We start from the raw sequence: 14,954 nt of genomic DNA on the forward strand, positions 1-14,954 counted from the left end.
ATGGGAAAGTTTGGAGTTATTGTATTAGATAGTTTTGGTGTCGGAGCTATGGACGATGTTTCCAAGGTTCGTCCTAATGATATTGGATCTAATACTGCTTTAAATATAATTAAAGCGGTTCCACAAATAAAAATACCAAATTTAATTAAATTAGGATTAATGAATACAATTGGTGAAGAAAGAGGAGAAAATAAGTTCTCTAATACTGCCAATTGGGGAACTTCAAACCTGATGCACCATGGTGCTGATTCTTATTTGGCCCACCAGGAAATCATGGGAACAAAGCCTAAAATGCCATTATTACAGCCATTTAATGAAGTTATTGATATTGTAGAATCACAAATAAAAGAAGATGGTTTTGATGTAAAAAGATATGGCGATGATGGTTATCAGGTATTAATAGTAAATGATTGTGCAACTGTTGGGGATAATTTAGAGGCTGATCCTGGCCAAGTGTATAATGTGACAGCCACTCTTGATAAAATGTCTTTTGAGGAAATAACTAAACTAGGTGAATCCGTAAGAAGTGTGGTAAAAGTTTCTCGTGTTATTGCTTTTGGTGGCAGAGAGGTGACACTTAAAGATATTTTAAATGCTCGTAAAGTTGAACATGGAAAGTATGTAGGTGTGTCTGCGCCTGAATCAGGAGTTTATAATAAAGATTATCATGTTATTCATTTGGGGTATGGTATTAATCCCAAAGTACAATTACCACAAATTCTTCATAGATCAAACATTGATGTTGCTTTAGTTGGTAAAACTGCTGATATTATTAATGTTAATACCGACAGAAAATTTCCAGGTGTTGATACAAACTATTTATTTGATAAGTTTATTGAGCAATCGAAAGATATGACTAACGGTTTGTTATTTATGAATATTCAGGAGACAGATTTAGCAGGCCATGCGGAAGATGCTGTAAGTTATGCTGATGTTTTAGAAAAGGCAGATAAAAAAATAGGAGAGTTGTTGCCACTATATACGGGTGATGATATTTTAATCATTATGGCTGATCATGGAGATGATCCAACGATTGGATTTACTTTACACACTCGTGAACGTACCCCGTTGTTGATTTATAAAGAAGGAACTCATAATAAGTATGTTGGCGATCGGTCAACTCTTTCTGATGTGGGAGCCACTGGTGCAGATTATTTTGGAGTTGATTATCCTGAAAATGGAAAGAGTTTCTTACATAGAATCGTTGATGGTACTGATATTGGCGATTGATTGAATAGATATGTAGGACTATAAAAAGAACAAAAAATCATCCGAATTTTAAAGATGATTTTTTGTTCTTTTTTACTTTGCTTGGAATCGTTTACTATAAATGGTATAGTTTCAAATGTATCGTCATAAAGGCTTTAAATTGATTTTTATACATGAAAGGTCTATACAAATAAATGAAAAAAGATTTAAAAACCATTAATGAAATAAAATCAGAAATAATAAACTTATCAGCAATTTTAAATTTGCCTAAAGGAACAGAATTATTCATTAGCGATATCCATGGTGAGTATGATGAGTTTGCTCATATTATGAGAAATGGGTCTGGGAATACCAAGCAAAAAATAGCAGAAGTGTTTACTGGAAGACTATCCGCTGCTAGTCAAAAGAAATTAGCTTTTCTGATCTATTATCCTTCAGAAATTTTAAAAACTACCAAATTAGAATTAACTGACCATGAACGTTTAATTCAATGGTATATGGATACTTTCAATAACTTAATTGAGATGTTAAGGTATACGTCGAATAAATATACCCGATCTAAAGTTAGAAAAGCAATTGATCCAGACTTTGTTTATGTTACCGAGGAATTGCTTTATGCTGATACTAACATGGAAACAAAGCAACTTTCTTACCAGAAAGTTATGGATAATATTATAGATTTAGGTATGGCTGATGCTTTTATTATCGAAACTTGCCATTCAATTCAGAAATTGGTAGTAGATCAGGTTCATATTATTGGTGATATTTATGATCGTGGACCACATCCAGATTTTATTATTGAACATTTGGCTAGGCACTGGCAAAATTTTGATTTTCAATGGGGAAACCATGATATTTTGTGGATGGGAAGTGTGGCTGGTTCAAGGTTATGCATGCTAAATTTAATGAGAATTTGTGCCAGATATGACAATTTAGCAATTTTGACCGATTCCTACCAGATTAATTTATCAAATATTATTGATTTTGCGACAAAGAATTACACACCTTTAGAAGCATTTAAACCCAGGTCTGACACGGATGAACAGGTTTCTGAAGAGAAATCGAGAATTGATAATTGTTTACAACAGGCAATTTCGATAATGCAGTTTAAGCTAGAAGGACAAGCAATTGCTAGAAATCCGGAATTTCAAATGGAAAATCGTTTACTATTGGATAAGTTATCCCCAGATAAAAAATCCATCACTATTGATGGGAAGGATTATCCTATCCAAAGTGGATGTTTTCAACTAGTAGATCCGAATGATCCATATCAATTGACTAAGGAAGAAACTCAATTGATTGATGAATTGATTTCACAATTTACAAACTCTAATAAATTGCGAAAACATATTCAATATTTAATTGATAATGGATCGATGTATTTGAAATATAATGGTAATTTGCTATTACATGGCTGTGTACCAGTCGATAGTGACGGCAATTTATTGGCATGGAAGATAGGTGGAAAAGCCTATTTTGGAAAGTCTTTGTTTGATTATTTTGATAAAATAATACGAGAGTCGTTGAAAAACCCTTCGTCTAGCGATGATTTTAAAAAAGATGTTATTTGGTATTTATGGACAGGAAAAATGTCGCCACTTTTTGGTAAAGACAAAATGACGACATTTGAGAGATATTTTATTAATGATAAGAATCTTCAAATCGAAAAATTAAATCCATATTATTCATTGCGTAAAGAAGAATGGTTTGCAGATAAATTATTTAGTGATTTTGGCTTAGAAGGTGATGGTCATATTATCAATGGACATACTCCAGTTAAAGCAGGAACCTCACCAATCATGGCTAATGGAAAAATTTTTGTTATTGATGGTGGAATGTCTAAGCCGTATCATAAAACTACTGGTATTGGTGGATATACGTTGTTATCAAATTCATATGGTTTACAACTAGTTACCAATGAACCATTTACTACTCGAGAAAGAGCTATTAAAGATATGACGGATGTTGTTTCGACTAAGCGGGTGATTGAACAGTCCGTTCATCGAAAGACCGTTGCGGAAACCGATATTGGAGAAAAATTACGATGGCAAATAATTGAATTGAAAAAACGTTTATAAATTAATATAAAACCCCCAGAATTTTTTTGCCACATCGACCTTAGACATCAAAGGCCAAGAATCAGGCTCGTGATCTTTTTGTAAAAGGGTGATTTTATTAGTATCGACGTTAAAACCAGCACCATTTTCAGAAACATTATTGGCTAAAATAACATCGGCATTTTTACTTGCCAATTTTTTCTCAGCATTTGCAAGTAGATTCTGGGTTTCGGCTGCAAAACCGACTACAAATTGATGTGTCTTGGTGGAAGCAACTGTTTTTAGAATATCGGGATTTTTTGTTAATTTGATGGTGAAGATATCTTCATTGTCATTTTTTTTGATTTTTTGATCAGCCACGTTAATTGGTTTGAAATCAGCTACGGCAGCGGCCATTACTAAGACATCGATAGTATCAAATCTATCTTGTAATTTTTTCATCATTTCAGCAGCCGTTTGTACTTTAATAATTTCAATATCTGTTAAATCAGTTTCTACAGTAGTAATCAAAGTAATATCTGCGCCTAAATCTCTAGCAACTTCGGCCATTGCAAGTCCCATTTTTCCGGATGAACGATTACCAATATACCTGACCGGATCAATATTTTCTTTGGTACCACCAGCGGTAACAATAACTTTTTTGCCTGTTAATTTCTTGTCGATAAAATTATTCTCAATCGCGGTCACGATTTCCGGCAATTCGGGTAGACGACCCTTACCGGTCATTCCTTCAGCTAAGAAACCAGTAGCAGGTTGGATGACTTGGATGTTCATTTTCTTAAGGATATCCAGATTATTTTTAACTGCAAAATTATTATACATATCAGTATTCATAGCAGGAAATACTAATTTCTTGGCCTTAGTAGCGAGTATACTAGTTGAAACAATATCATCAGCTAAACCATTAGCAATTTTTCCAATAATATTGGCTGTTGCCGGAATAACGACGGCTAGGTCGGTCCATAAAGCTAGTTTAATATGGGGTATAAAATCATTAGGACTAGTCTGTGGTGTAAAATTATCTGTAATGACTGGTCGTTGACTTAGCGTGGCAAATGTTAGTGGTGTGACAAATTCTTGAGCGGCTTTTGTCATGATAACTTGAACCTGTGCATCTTTTTTTATCAATTCACGTACGACGTTCAATGATTTATAGGCAGCAATGCCACCAGTTACGTAGAGAGCAATATGTTTGTCTTTAATCATTTTTTCACCTCAGAAATTTTTCTTACTATTATTATACCTGTTTTGGAGTATGATATTATTCATGTATCAGGAGGGAACTATGAATATTTTTACAGCCGATATTATTTTGTTTTTATTACTAATTTCGATTTTTAATAATCCTTTACTTAATATTTTCCAAGCTTTGGGTTGGAATTTTATTTTTAGCGAAGTGTTAATTGGTCTGATTTTATTATTAATATTATTTATCATTCATAAATATATTTTAAGAAAATACGTTTTTAAAAAATAGGTGGTTCTACAAAGATTACTATTCAGTCTAAAGATTTTGGGGGTGATTCCCAAGCTTTCACTTTTTCTAGACGGAGCCGGTTTCAAATTTTGTTCCAGGTTAAATAATTGTTGTATAAATTTTTATTCAAAATAAATAGTCTGTATTGATTTTCAATCTCGTTCAAAAAGAACATTGATTGATATCAATACAGACTATTTTTGAATATTTAAAAACTTAGAATAGAACTAATCATACTTATTGCAATCTTAAGAAAGAACAATAACCGTTACAATCACTTTTTTGTTGCTCAGAAGTGTAAAATTAAATTAAGTATATTTCCACCAAAGGAGTGATTTTAGATGGAAAATGAAATCTCACAACGTGAACTTGAGAATATAGAATTGGCTAAACAAGCTGCTCAAGAGGCAATTGTTTTATTGCAAAATAAAAATAATATTTTGCCTTTAAAGAATAAAACCGTTGCTTTGTATGGTAGTGGGGCATTCGCTACAGTAAAGGGTGGCACTGGATCTGGCGATGTTAATCAACGAAATGTAATTAATATTATGGATGGATTAGAGAATCACGGTTTTGATATTGTAACAAAATCTTGGTTAATAAGGTTGCAACGTTTTTATCAACAAGAAAAGACACTTTATCAGGAAAAGTTAAAGGATGATCCGATGGCCTTATTGGCACCTGCCTTTAATTTTAAAGATCCAGAGATTGCTGACTTTGAGGATGCTTCAACTGGTATTTATGTCATTTCTCGTAGTTCCGGTGAAAATTATGATCGTCGGAATCATAAGGGCGACTTTAAGCTGACTGATAACGAATTATCTAATATTAAGCAAATGAGTGAATATTATAATAATAGTATTGTTTTATTAAATGTAGGTGGAGTTATAGATACGAGTTTCATTGATCAATGTCCTTTGTTAGACAGTGTTGTTTTAGTTTCACAGTTGGGAATGGTTAGTGGTGATGTTGTTGCTGATGTTCTTGATGGTACAAGGACTCCCTCAGGTAAATTAACTGATACTTGGGCTTATTCTTATAATGATTATCCAACCTCAGAGAATTTTGGGATGTCGAATCCTGAATATGTTGAAGGAATTTATGTGGGTTATCGTTACTTTGATAGCTTTAATATTAAACCAAGATTTGAATTTGGATTTGGTTTGAGTTACGCCAAATTCTTTATTGATACACAGAAAATAAATATCAACGAACAACGTCTTCGCTTACAAGTAAAAGTTGAGAATATAAGCAAGCATTTCTCTGGTCAGGAAACTGTTCAAGTTTATGTTTCAAAACCACAAACTGAACTGTCAACTCCTTATCAAGATTTGATAGATTATCAAAAAACAACAGTTTTGAGACCTAAATCGCAACAGGTTTTAAATTTTGAAATTCCTATAAAAGATTTAAGTGTCTTTGATTCAGAGTTAAAAGCTTATATCTTGGTACCTGGAACATACTTAGTTAGAGTTGGAAATAGTTCTAAAAATACATCTATAGTGGCCTCTTTCAAACTAGATGAAAAAGTTATTCTTAAAATGGTCAATGATTCCTTGAAACCACGGATTGATCCAACGACTTTAATAGAGAATCAAGTTGAGTTAGAGCAGGCTAAACATGTACCGTTCTTTATTTTAAAATCGGTAAATTTTCCAGATACTGACTTTGTTCAATATCAGGAAGAATCCGATGTAACAACGTTTGTGGCTAATAGAGATTCTTTGCCAGGGAAGGGACTTGATGAGGTTGTCGAGGAAGTTAGAAATGCCTCTGGTAAAACTTTGCGAGATGTAGCTAATGGTGAGGTTGAATTAGCTGAGTTAGTTGCCAGTCTTTCTGAAAAGCAATTGATAAGTATTGTTGAAGGACAATTATCAAGTAACGATAATGGTGTAGTAGGAGTATCTTCTGATCTAGTACCAGGTGCAGCTGGACAAACGGGATCTATTTCTGAAAAAAAGATTCCAGCGATAGTAATGTCAGATGGTCCAGCAGGAATCAGAGTTGATCCAATTTTCAAAAAAAATAATCAAACTATTACTCACTATGCTACTGCTTGGCCAATAGGAACGGCTTTGGCTCAGACTTGGAATAAGGACTTGATTAGGAGAATAGGCTTTGCAATCGGAAATGAAATGGAAGAATTTGGTGTAGATCTTTGGTTAGCACCAGGTATGAATATTCACCGTGATCCACTTGGTGGTCGCAATTTTGAATACTTCTCAGAAGATCCTTATCTTTCAGGAACAATGGCCGCTTATGAAACTAAGGGTGTTCAAGCACATGAAAAACTTGGTGTTACTTTAAAGCATTTTTTGGGTAATAATCAAGAAAGTCATCGTAATTATGGTAATAGCGTGATTGGTGAGCAAGCTTTAAGAGAAATCTATTTACGCAATTTTGAAATTGCAGTGAAGTTGGGATACCCAGTTGCCATTATGTCTTCATATAATCGAGTCAATGGAATATTTTCAGGTGCAAATTTTGATTCGTTAACAAATATTTTAAGGGATGAATGGAATTTTGATGGATTGGTTATGACTGACTGGTTTAGTTCTGCCGATCCTAAAAAAAGCATGCATGCCGGCAATGATTTGATTATGCCAGGAGATTCGAAGTCTGAATTGTTAAGTTCTGTGAGTGATCTAGGTCCAGATCTTGATGAACAAGGAAATATCAGAATTAAGAAATCCTATGATATGTTGAAAAAGAAATTTGTAGAAAAAGAAATGTGGAATGATTTTGTCATTGAAGCTGATGGTCCGGTTGTTGTTAAATTACGGGTAGATGATTCATCAGAGTTACATGATAAAGTAAAAGAATGGGTCTATAATCGAGAAGGTCAAATCGTTGATGATCAACATATTCTTTTAACAGGTAAATGGAAGGATAATAATGACCTATATTTGGGGGATTTACAAAAATCAGCTATTAATGTATTAAAAGTTGTTTTGAAATTGAAATTTTAAATTTTGAATGTGGATAAACATATACAGATTTCGAGTATAAGATAAATAGCCTCTAGTAATCAAACTATGATTACTAGAGGCTATTTATTTTGAACAGAAAGGTTATATTTGTCTAAAAACTATCGTTATAACGATAAAAAGTGCGTGAAGTGAATAAAAGTTTTAAATTCACAAAGTTTTTATTGAGAAATCTATAAATTTTGATATATCAATGATTTTACAATTGTAAATATTGATCATTTTACAAATAGTCAATTATCCATGAACATATTTTCTTTGTAACGGTTTACAAATGAAAAAATCACTGATATGCTGTAATCATAAATTTATGAAAGGGGTTTCATAATCATGGAACTTTCAAAATATATTGATCACACATTACTAAAACCAGAAGCAACAAGAGAACAAGTAGATAAAGTTATCCAAGAGGCTAAAGAACATAATTTTGCCTCAGTAATGATTAATCCATACTGGGTAAAACATACGCATGAAGAACTAGTTGGAACTGATATTCATACTGCAACTGTTATTGGATTTCCCTTGGGAGCAAACACTACTGATATCAAAGTTGCAGAGGCAAAAAAAGCCATGGATGATGGTGCTGATGAAATTGATATGGTATTAAATATCGGTGAACTTAAAGGAAATAATTTAGAAGCTGTTGAAGCAGATATTAAGTCAGTTGTAGATGCAGGACATTCTGAAAATAAAATCGTAAAGGTAATTATTGAAACAGCATTATTAACCGATGAAGAAAAAGTTAAAGCAGCCAAATTAGTTATGGATGCTAATGCTGATTTTGTAAAAACTTCAACAGGATTCTCAACTTCTGGAGCCAAAGTAGAGGATGTTAAATTACTTAAAGAAACTGTTGGCGATGCAATTGGCGTTAAAGCTTCTGGTGGTATTCATTCCAAAGAAGAAGCGGAGGCCATGGTTGAAGCCGGTGCTACAAGACTAGGAACAAGTGCAAGTATCAAGATTGTTAATGGATAGAAGTTAGTTCATAAAATGGAGGATTAAGTAGATGGATAGTCCAAATACAATGACGACTGAAAAGAAAAGGTTTCATTTGTTTAAGTTAAATGCAGAGCAAACAGATGATGGATATTTAAATAAAATTCCTATTTTCCAATTTATTCTATTATCATGTTTATTCCCTATGTGGGCCGCTGCTGCCAGCTTAAATGATATTCTAATTACACAATTCAAAACAATTTTTACATTGAGTAACTTTGCTAGTGCCTTTGTACAAAGCGCATTCTATGGTGGTTATTTCTTGATTGCTATTCCTGCTTCATTAGTTATTAAAAAGACTTCGTATAAAATCGCAATTTTAATTGGACTATTATTCTACACCATGGGTTGCATGCTATTCTTCCCAGCATCAACAATGGCAACGTACAGTGTTTTCTTAGTTGCTCTTTTTGCAATTGCAATTGGCTTGAGCTTCTTGGAAACATCAGCAAATACATATAGTTCACTACTTGGACCGCAGAGCACATCAACTCTCAGGTTAAATATATCGCAAACCTTTTATCCAATTGGTGCTGTCAGTGGTATTTTGATGGGAAAATATATGATCTTTGGTTCAGGAGCTAGTCTTGAAAAACAAATGGCTGGTATGTCTGGGGCACAAAAGATTGCCTTTGGTGAACAGGCTTTACAAAAAACGCTGTTACCTTATAAATACATCATTATTGTTTTAATTGTAGGTATTATTCTTTTTGCTCTAACAGAATTTCCTAATAGTAAGCCAAAGGGGAATGACGTAAAGGCCGCTAAGATTTCGGAAACGATTAACTATTTAATACATAATAAAGAGTTTGTTAAGGGAATCTGTACGGAATTTATGTATATTGGCATGCAAACAGCCGTGTGGTCATACACAATTCGACTGGCCATGTCTTTAAATGGAAGTATCAATGAACGTGATGCCTCAACGTTTATGATCTATAGTTACATCGCTTTCTTCGTTGGTAAAATGGTCGCTAATGTATTAATGAAAAAGTATTCCCCATCAAGGATTTTGGCTGGATTCAGTGTAGTTGGTATTGCTACATTGCTCTATATTATTTTTGTCCATAACATGACTGCCGTTTATGCAGCGATTATAACAAGTGGTTTATTTGGACCATGTTGGGCAACTATTTATTCCAAAACTCTGGATACAGTTAAAGATAAACGTCATACAGAAACAGCGGGAGCAATTATTGTCATGTCAATTGTCGGTGGATCATTTATTCCATTGATTCAGGGATTGGCTGCAGATGCTTTTAAATCAATGTCATATTCATTTGTTGTTTCGTTAGTAAGTTTCGTTGTCGTATTATTCTATGCAATTGATCAAATTAGACATAATAACTTGTAATTAATAGGAGATTTAAAAAATGACACTAATACATTTACAACACAGATTATTTAACGAAAAAGAATTTACTATTTTGGAAAATGATGATTTTTCAGTAGAATCATTTGTCTATCCTTCTGGAGTAGAGGGATTAGATGTAAAAAATTCACGTGGACATTTAACATTGCTTCCATATATGGGAATGATTATCTGGGATGCAGTATTTGATGGTGAGTCTTTAAAAATGAAAGATATGTTCTCTCAACCGCTTCCAGGTAAGGGAATTGCTGACACTTATGGCTGTTTTCAATTCTCGTCTGGTCTGTTAGGCAATGGAACACCTGGTCCAGAAGATCATTATCAATTACATGGCGAATTTCCAACCTCAAAAATGAGCAACGCTTATTTAGATGTTGAAGATGGTCAGATTACTATTGGAAGTAGTTTTGAATATGTAAAAGGCTTTGGACATCATTATATGGCAAAGCCAAGTGTAGTTATGCATAAAGGCAGTGGATTGTTTGATATTAAGATGAGTGTAACTAATCTTTCTAAATCTCAAGAAATGCCTCTGCAATATATGTGCCATATGAATTATGCATACGGGGATAATGCTGAATTGACTGATTCATTACCTGATGGAACATTTAAGCTCAGAGAATCAGTTCCTTCACATGTTCATCCAACAAAAGAATGGTTGGCATATAACGAAGAATTGAAAAAATCTAGAAAAGTTATTAATAAATTAGATGATTCAAGTCGCTATGATCCAGAAATTGTCTTCTTTACGGATGATTTAACTCAGTATAGTGATACTGCAGAATTTAGAATGAACTTGAAAAATGGAAAGAACTTCTTAACTAAGATTCATACCACAGAATTTCCAATTGTAACTCGCTGGATTCTTTATAATGCTGATCAACAGGTTGCTGCATTTGCTTTACCTGGAACAAGTCGCCCAGAAGGTTATCACGCCGCTGAAAAAGCAGGAACATTAATTTTCTTGAAACCACTTGAAGAACGCAAATTTAGCGTAACAACTGGGTTAGAAAAGTAGGAGGAGAAATAATGAGTGATATTACAGTTATTGGATCTAATATGATTGATTTGATTACCTATTTGGATAAGATGCCAGTTGAAGGTGAGACTGTTAGTGCTCCTGATTTTGAAATGGGATTCGGTGGCAAAGGTGCTAATCAGGCTGTTGCGGCTTCAAGGCTTGGATCAGATGTTGCTATGATCACAATGGTTGGTCACGATAATTTTGGGAAACAACAGCTACATAATTTTCATAGAGTAGGTATTGATACTAAATGTATAGGTGTTGGAAGCAAAAATAGTGGTGTAGCGCCAATTTTTGTAGATCCATCGTCAGATAATCGAATTATTGTTGTAAAAGGAGCAAATAATGAATTAACGCCAGAAGTATTGGATACATTTAGAGAGCAGATTAAGAATTCTAAATTGATTGTTTTGCAGCAAGAAATACCACTAGAAACTAATTATCACGCTATTGATTTAGCTGTAAAATATGGAGTGCCTGTATTATTAAATCCTGCACCTGCTAATAAAGATCTTAATTTAGAATATGTTTCTAAGGTAGAGTTCTTCTCACCAAATGAAACTGAGTTATCAACCTTAACAGGTCTACCAACCACTAATCTTGATGAAATTAAAAAGGCGGCCCATGTATTGGTAGACAAAGGTGTTGGCAATATTATTGTTACTTTAGGTTCAAAGGGAGCTTTGTGGGTCAATAAGGATAATGAAGAAATTATTCCAGGAAAAAAGGTTGCTGCAGTTGATACAACCGGTGCTGGGGATTCATTCATTGGTTCATTTGCACATTACTTTACCGAGGGAGAGAGTGTTCCTGAAGCATTGAAGCATGCGAATGAATATGCAGCTGTTACGGTTACTAGAAAAGGGACTCAAAAATCATATCCGACAAAAGCTGAACTAAAAGAACTGGTAAATGTATAATTTTTATAGAAATTATGGAGAAGGCCCTCATAATCAAAAGAAGATTATGAGGGCCTTATATTTTAACTTAAATAGAAGTGAAGAATTGTTATATACTTAATTTAAAGGATATTTAAGGAGTGGGTTAATAATGGAAGATACAGAATCTAAAAGAATAAAACAGTCTTTGAGGGCAGCAAGGTTCTATTATGAGAGTAATTATGACCAAAGTAAAATTGCTAAAGAAATGGGACTATCTCGGCCCACGGTATCACGCCTACTCCAATATGCTAAGGATAACGGTTATGTCCAAATAAAAATTGTAGATCCATTCAACGATGCTATTTCTTTAGAAAATAGATTTGAAGAGAAATATGGTTTGGATAAAGTGATTGTAGTATATACTCCGTCGACGGATTATAAAACAATAATTCAGAATATTGGAAAAGCTGGCGCTGAGTATTTAGAAAGTATTGTCAAAGATGGCGATTCTATTGGAGTTACATGGGGACATACGATGAGTGTGGTTGCTAAAAATTTGTCTGCTAAAGATAATCCTCAAGAGAATGTCAAGGTTGTTCAATTAAAGGGTGGAGTATCTCATTCTGAGACAAATAATTTTGCACGTGAGATTATTTCTGAATTTGCAACAGCTTTTCATACCACTGCAGAAAGTTTACCATTACCTGTTATTTTTGATAATGCTGAAACTAGTCGTTTGGTCAAACAAGATACCCATACAAAGTATATTATGGATGAGGGTAAAAAAACTAATATCGCTTTGTATACTGTTGGTACAGTTAGAGATGATGCAATGTTATTTAATTTGGGATATCTTAAATCCAGTGAAATAGATTCATTAAAAAAGAACGCCGTAGGTGATATTAGTTCTCGTTTTATAAATTCTAAGGGTGAAATTGCCGATGAAAATATCAATGAGCGAACGATTGGTATTGGTTTGGATGATCTCAAAGGAAAAGAATATTCAATATTGATTGCCGGTGGTGAACAGAAGATAGAATCAATTAGGGCGGCATTACGTGGAAAGTATCCTAATGTGTTTATTACAGATGAAAATACTGCTCGAATACTTTTAGAGAGTTAAGTTAGGAATATAATAATGGAAAAGTATCTCTAGATAATTATAAAGGGATGCTTTTTTTTCGTTCTTTGAAAAAAGAGAAATAAAATAAAAAACTGCCCACAAATGTGAGCAGCCAGTTATCGTCAATTTCGACAACTATACGATAGTTATCCTGTAGTGCCATTATCTTTAATAATTAATTTTACTTGATGTTCATCCATTTTTCGAAAGGACCTTAACAAAAAAACCATCCTTGGGATGGCTTTAATTAATATCTATTCAAAAGATCAACGTAAGCATCAACGATACTTTGTAAGAATCCAACAGTACCTTCAGCAACATTGCCATCTTCATCAAGAATATTTGTAACATTACCAATGTAAGCTTCTGGCTGTTGTAAAACGGGCATATTCAAGAATACTAATGATTGACGTAATACATGGTTAGCACCGAATCCACTGATAGCACCAGGTGAAACAGATACAACAGCAGCAGGTTTCTTATCCCAAGAACTAGCACCGTAAGGACGTGAGCCAACATCAATGGCATTCTTCAAACCACCAGGAATTGAACGGTTGTATTCAGGGGTAACAAACAATACACCATCGGCAGATTGAATCTTATTTCTGAATTCAGTATATTCAGCAGGTACACTTTCAGGTGTATCAATATCCTCACTATATAGTGGCAAATTACCAAACTCTACAAATTCTGGTTCGTAATCATTAGGGAATAACTTCATAAGATTTTTAGCAATTTGCTTTGAATATGATCCCTTACGTAAACTACCTACAAGAACAGCAATTTTTTTTGACATTTAAATTTCCTCCATCTTTTCGATGTTTCTAAATTATCACAAATAGATTTATTCAACAAATATTTGTTCTCGCAAACAAATATTTTTTTACGAAATAAAGTAATCGATTACAAAAAACATTGAGAGAAATATCACAAGTTATGTTTTTAAGCTAAAGATCAAATAAATAAAAACTATATACAATTAATTGATCCTGATTACAAAACTATTACAGAAAACCATCCTAACTGATTTTTCTTATTATGGCTGTAATATGTTTGTTACATTCATCTTGTATAGTGACATCTGGTAAACATAAAACCGGGGAGAGATTAGTTGCTAAAGCAAATTAAATTAGATGCAATACTTATTTTGGCTTTGATAGTTACAGGGGGAATGGGATATTCTGTTGCCTATGCCGCAGATTCAACATCAACTCAAATAAGTAATACAACAGATTTTCAAAAAACATTAACCAATTTGAAAAACAAAACAGTTAATGGTGCTGCTTATACGCTAAATAAAAAAGTATCTTTATCAGGCAATAAGGAATTTATGCCTGGAATCGAGCACAGTGAAAAGGATCCAAATATGGGTGACGTCACTTCGAACCAAGAAGTAGACCATGCACCAATCCAAGTTTCACAACCAGAACAGATTGAAGAATCTCAGCAAGCTATTACACAAGCTGCTGCAGAGCCACCAGTAGAAATGCAATCTACAGGTAAAAATGTTGGTACATTCAAAATTAGTTTTTATGATCCTGCTGTTTTAGGATCAGATATGGGCTATTCAGGAGTTGCTACCAATTTAGGAGTAATTCCTCGTGGTTCTCAATTAAAGATCACTACAGCTCAAGGAGATGTCTATTATCGAACTGTTAACGATACAGGGACATTTGCCTATGATAATCCTTACCAAATTGATATGGCAATGCCTAACAGTATGATTCCTTCATATGGAATAACAAGTGCTACCGTTGAAATCATTGGGTAAGAAGTGAAAAAAGCTAGTCAAGTTAACTAAAAACGTTAACTAGGCTAGCTT

12 protein-coding genes are annotated in these 14,954 nt (G+C 33.7%); 10 read left to right on the plus strand and 2 right to left on the minus strand.

What is annotated here, in order from left to right:
- On the plus strand, nt 1-1,230 hold the full coding sequence (locus CBP76_RS04280; RefSeq protein WP_102195706.1) for a phosphopentomutase: 1,230 nt from the start codon (nt 1-3) through the stop codon (nt 1,228-1,230).
- 173 nt (nt 1,231-1,403) lie between these two features.
- Complete coding sequence (locus tag CBP76_RS04285; RefSeq protein WP_102195707.1) at nt 1,404-3,287, plus strand: fructose-1,6-bisphosphatase; 1,884 nt, start codon at nt 1,404-1,406, stop codon at nt 3,285-3,287.
- Here CBP76_RS04285 and coaBC read toward each other — a convergent pair.
- Complete coding sequence (gene coaBC, locus CBP76_RS04290; protein ID WP_102195708.1) at nt 3,282-4,472, minus strand: bifunctional phosphopantothenoylcysteine decarboxylase/phosphopantothenate--cysteine ligase CoaBC; 1,191 nt, start codon at nt 4,470-4,472, stop codon at nt 3,282-3,284. The two genes, CBP76_RS04285 and coaBC, sit on opposite strands and share 6 nt — an antisense overlap.
- 79 nt (nt 4,473-4,551) lie before the next feature.
- Between coaBC and CBP76_RS04295 the strand changes: the two genes are divergently transcribed.
- The 7 genes from CBP76_RS04295 (at nt 4,552) to CBP76_RS04325 (ending at nt 13,132) form a co-directional block, all read left to right on the plus strand.
- The gene (locus CBP76_RS04295) at nt 4,552-4,743 is read left to right on the plus strand and encodes a hypothetical protein (protein WP_102195709.1); all 192 of its coding nucleotides are present in this window, start codon (nt 4,552-4,554) and stop codon (nt 4,741-4,743) included.
- 341 nt (nt 4,744-5,084) lie between these two features.
- A complete protein-coding gene (locus CBP76_RS04300; RefSeq protein WP_102195710.1) occupies nt 5,085-7,715 on the plus strand; it encodes a glycoside hydrolase family 3 protein in 2,631 nt (876 codons plus the stop codon).
- A 348-nt stretch (nt 7,716-8,063) separates the two neighbouring features.
- The gene (gene deoC / locus CBP76_RS04305) at nt 8,064-8,711 is read left to right on the plus strand and encodes a deoxyribose-phosphate aldolase (protein ID WP_102195711.1); all 648 of its coding nucleotides are present in this window, start codon (nt 8,064-8,066) and stop codon (nt 8,709-8,711) included.
- Between the two features lie 49 nt (nt 8,712-8,760).
- Entirely contained in the window at nt 8,761-10,086 is a 1,326-nt protein-coding gene (gene fucP / locus CBP76_RS04310) for an L-fucose:H+ symporter permease (protein WP_245865590.1), read from the plus strand.
- A 19-nt stretch (nt 10,087-10,105) separates the two neighbouring features.
- Nucleotides 10,106-11,122 carry an aldose 1-epimerase family protein gene (locus CBP76_RS04315; RefSeq protein ID WP_102195713.1) on the plus strand — a complete coding sequence of 339 codons (1,017 nt, stop codon included), beginning with the start codon at nt 10,106-10,108 and terminating at the stop codon, nt 11,120-11,122.
- A gap of 11 nt (nt 11,123-11,133) precedes the next feature.
- On the plus strand, nt 11,134-12,048 hold the full coding sequence (gene rbsK / locus CBP76_RS04320) for a ribokinase (protein ID WP_102195714.1): 915 nt from the start codon (nt 11,134-11,136) through the stop codon (nt 12,046-12,048).
- Nucleotides 12,049-12,178: 130 nt separating this feature from the next.
- Nucleotides 12,179-13,132 (plus strand): DNA-binding transcriptional repressor DeoR, encoded by a 954-nt coding sequence (locus CBP76_RS04325; protein WP_102195715.1) that lies wholly within the window; start codon nt 12,179-12,181, stop codon nt 13,130-13,132.
- A 247-nt stretch (nt 13,133-13,379) separates the two neighbouring features.
- On the opposite strand, the gene CBP76_RS04330 is transcribed toward CBP76_RS04325, so the two are convergent.
- The gene (locus CBP76_RS04330) at nt 13,380-13,928 is read right to left on the minus strand and encodes an NADPH-dependent FMN reductase (protein WP_102195716.1); all 549 of its coding nucleotides are present in this window, start codon (nt 13,926-13,928) and stop codon (nt 13,380-13,382) included.
- Between the two features lie 315 nt (nt 13,929-14,243).
- Here CBP76_RS04330 and CBP76_RS13285 point away from each other — a divergent pair, with 315 nt between their 5' ends.
- Nucleotides 14,244-14,903, plus strand: coding sequence for an RlpA-like double-psi beta-barrel domain-containing protein (locus tag CBP76_RS13285; protein ID WP_174683317.1), 660 nt, complete (start codon nt 14,244-14,246; stop codon nt 14,901-14,903).
- The last annotated feature ends 51 nt before the right edge of the window (nt 14,904-14,954 follow it).

It is taken from the genome of Companilactobacillus nuruki (genome assembly GCF_002872255.1).
In the GTDB taxonomy this organism is placed as follows: domain Bacteria; phylum Bacillota; class Bacilli; order Lactobacillales; family Lactobacillaceae; genus Companilactobacillus; species Companilactobacillus nuruki.

Coding starts and splice junctions, on each gene's coding strand:
- CBP76_RS04325 (WP_102195715.1), top strand. CDS start 12,179: ATGGAAGATACAGAATCTAAAAGAATAAAACAGTCTTTGAGGGCAGCA.
- CBP76_RS04285 (WP_102195707.1), top strand. CDS start 1,404: ATGAAAAAAGATTTAAAAACCATTAATGAAATAAAATCAGAAATAATA.
- rbsK (WP_102195714.1), top strand. CDS start 11,134: ATGAGTGATATTACAGTTATTGGATCTAATATGATTGATTTGATTACC.
- CBP76_RS04295 (WP_102195709.1), top strand. CDS start 4,552: ATGAATATTTTTACAGCCGATATTATTTTGTTTTTATTACTAATTTCG.
- deoC (WP_102195711.1), top strand. CDS start 8,064: ATGGAACTTTCAAAATATATTGATCACACATTACTAAAACCAGAAGCA.
- CBP76_RS04300 (WP_102195710.1), top strand. CDS start 5,085: ATGGAAAATGAAATCTCACAACGTGAACTTGAGAATATAGAATTGGCT.
- CBP76_RS04280 (WP_102195706.1), top strand. CDS start 1: ATGGGAAAGTTTGGAGTTATTGTATTAGATAGTTTTGGTGTCGGAGCT.
- coaBC (WP_102195708.1), bottom strand. CDS start 4,472: ATGATTAAAGACAAACATATTGCTCTCTACGTAACTGGTGGCATTGCT.
- CBP76_RS04315 (WP_102195713.1), top strand. CDS start 10,106: ATGACACTAATACATTTACAACACAGATTATTTAACGAAAAAGAATTT.
- fucP (WP_245865590.1), top strand. CDS start 8,761: ATGACGACTGAAAAGAAAAGGTTTCATTTGTTTAAGTTAAATGCAGAG.
- CBP76_RS04330 (WP_102195716.1), bottom strand. CDS start 13,928: ATGTCAAAAAAAATTGCTGTTCTTGTAGGTAGTTTACGTAAGGGATCA.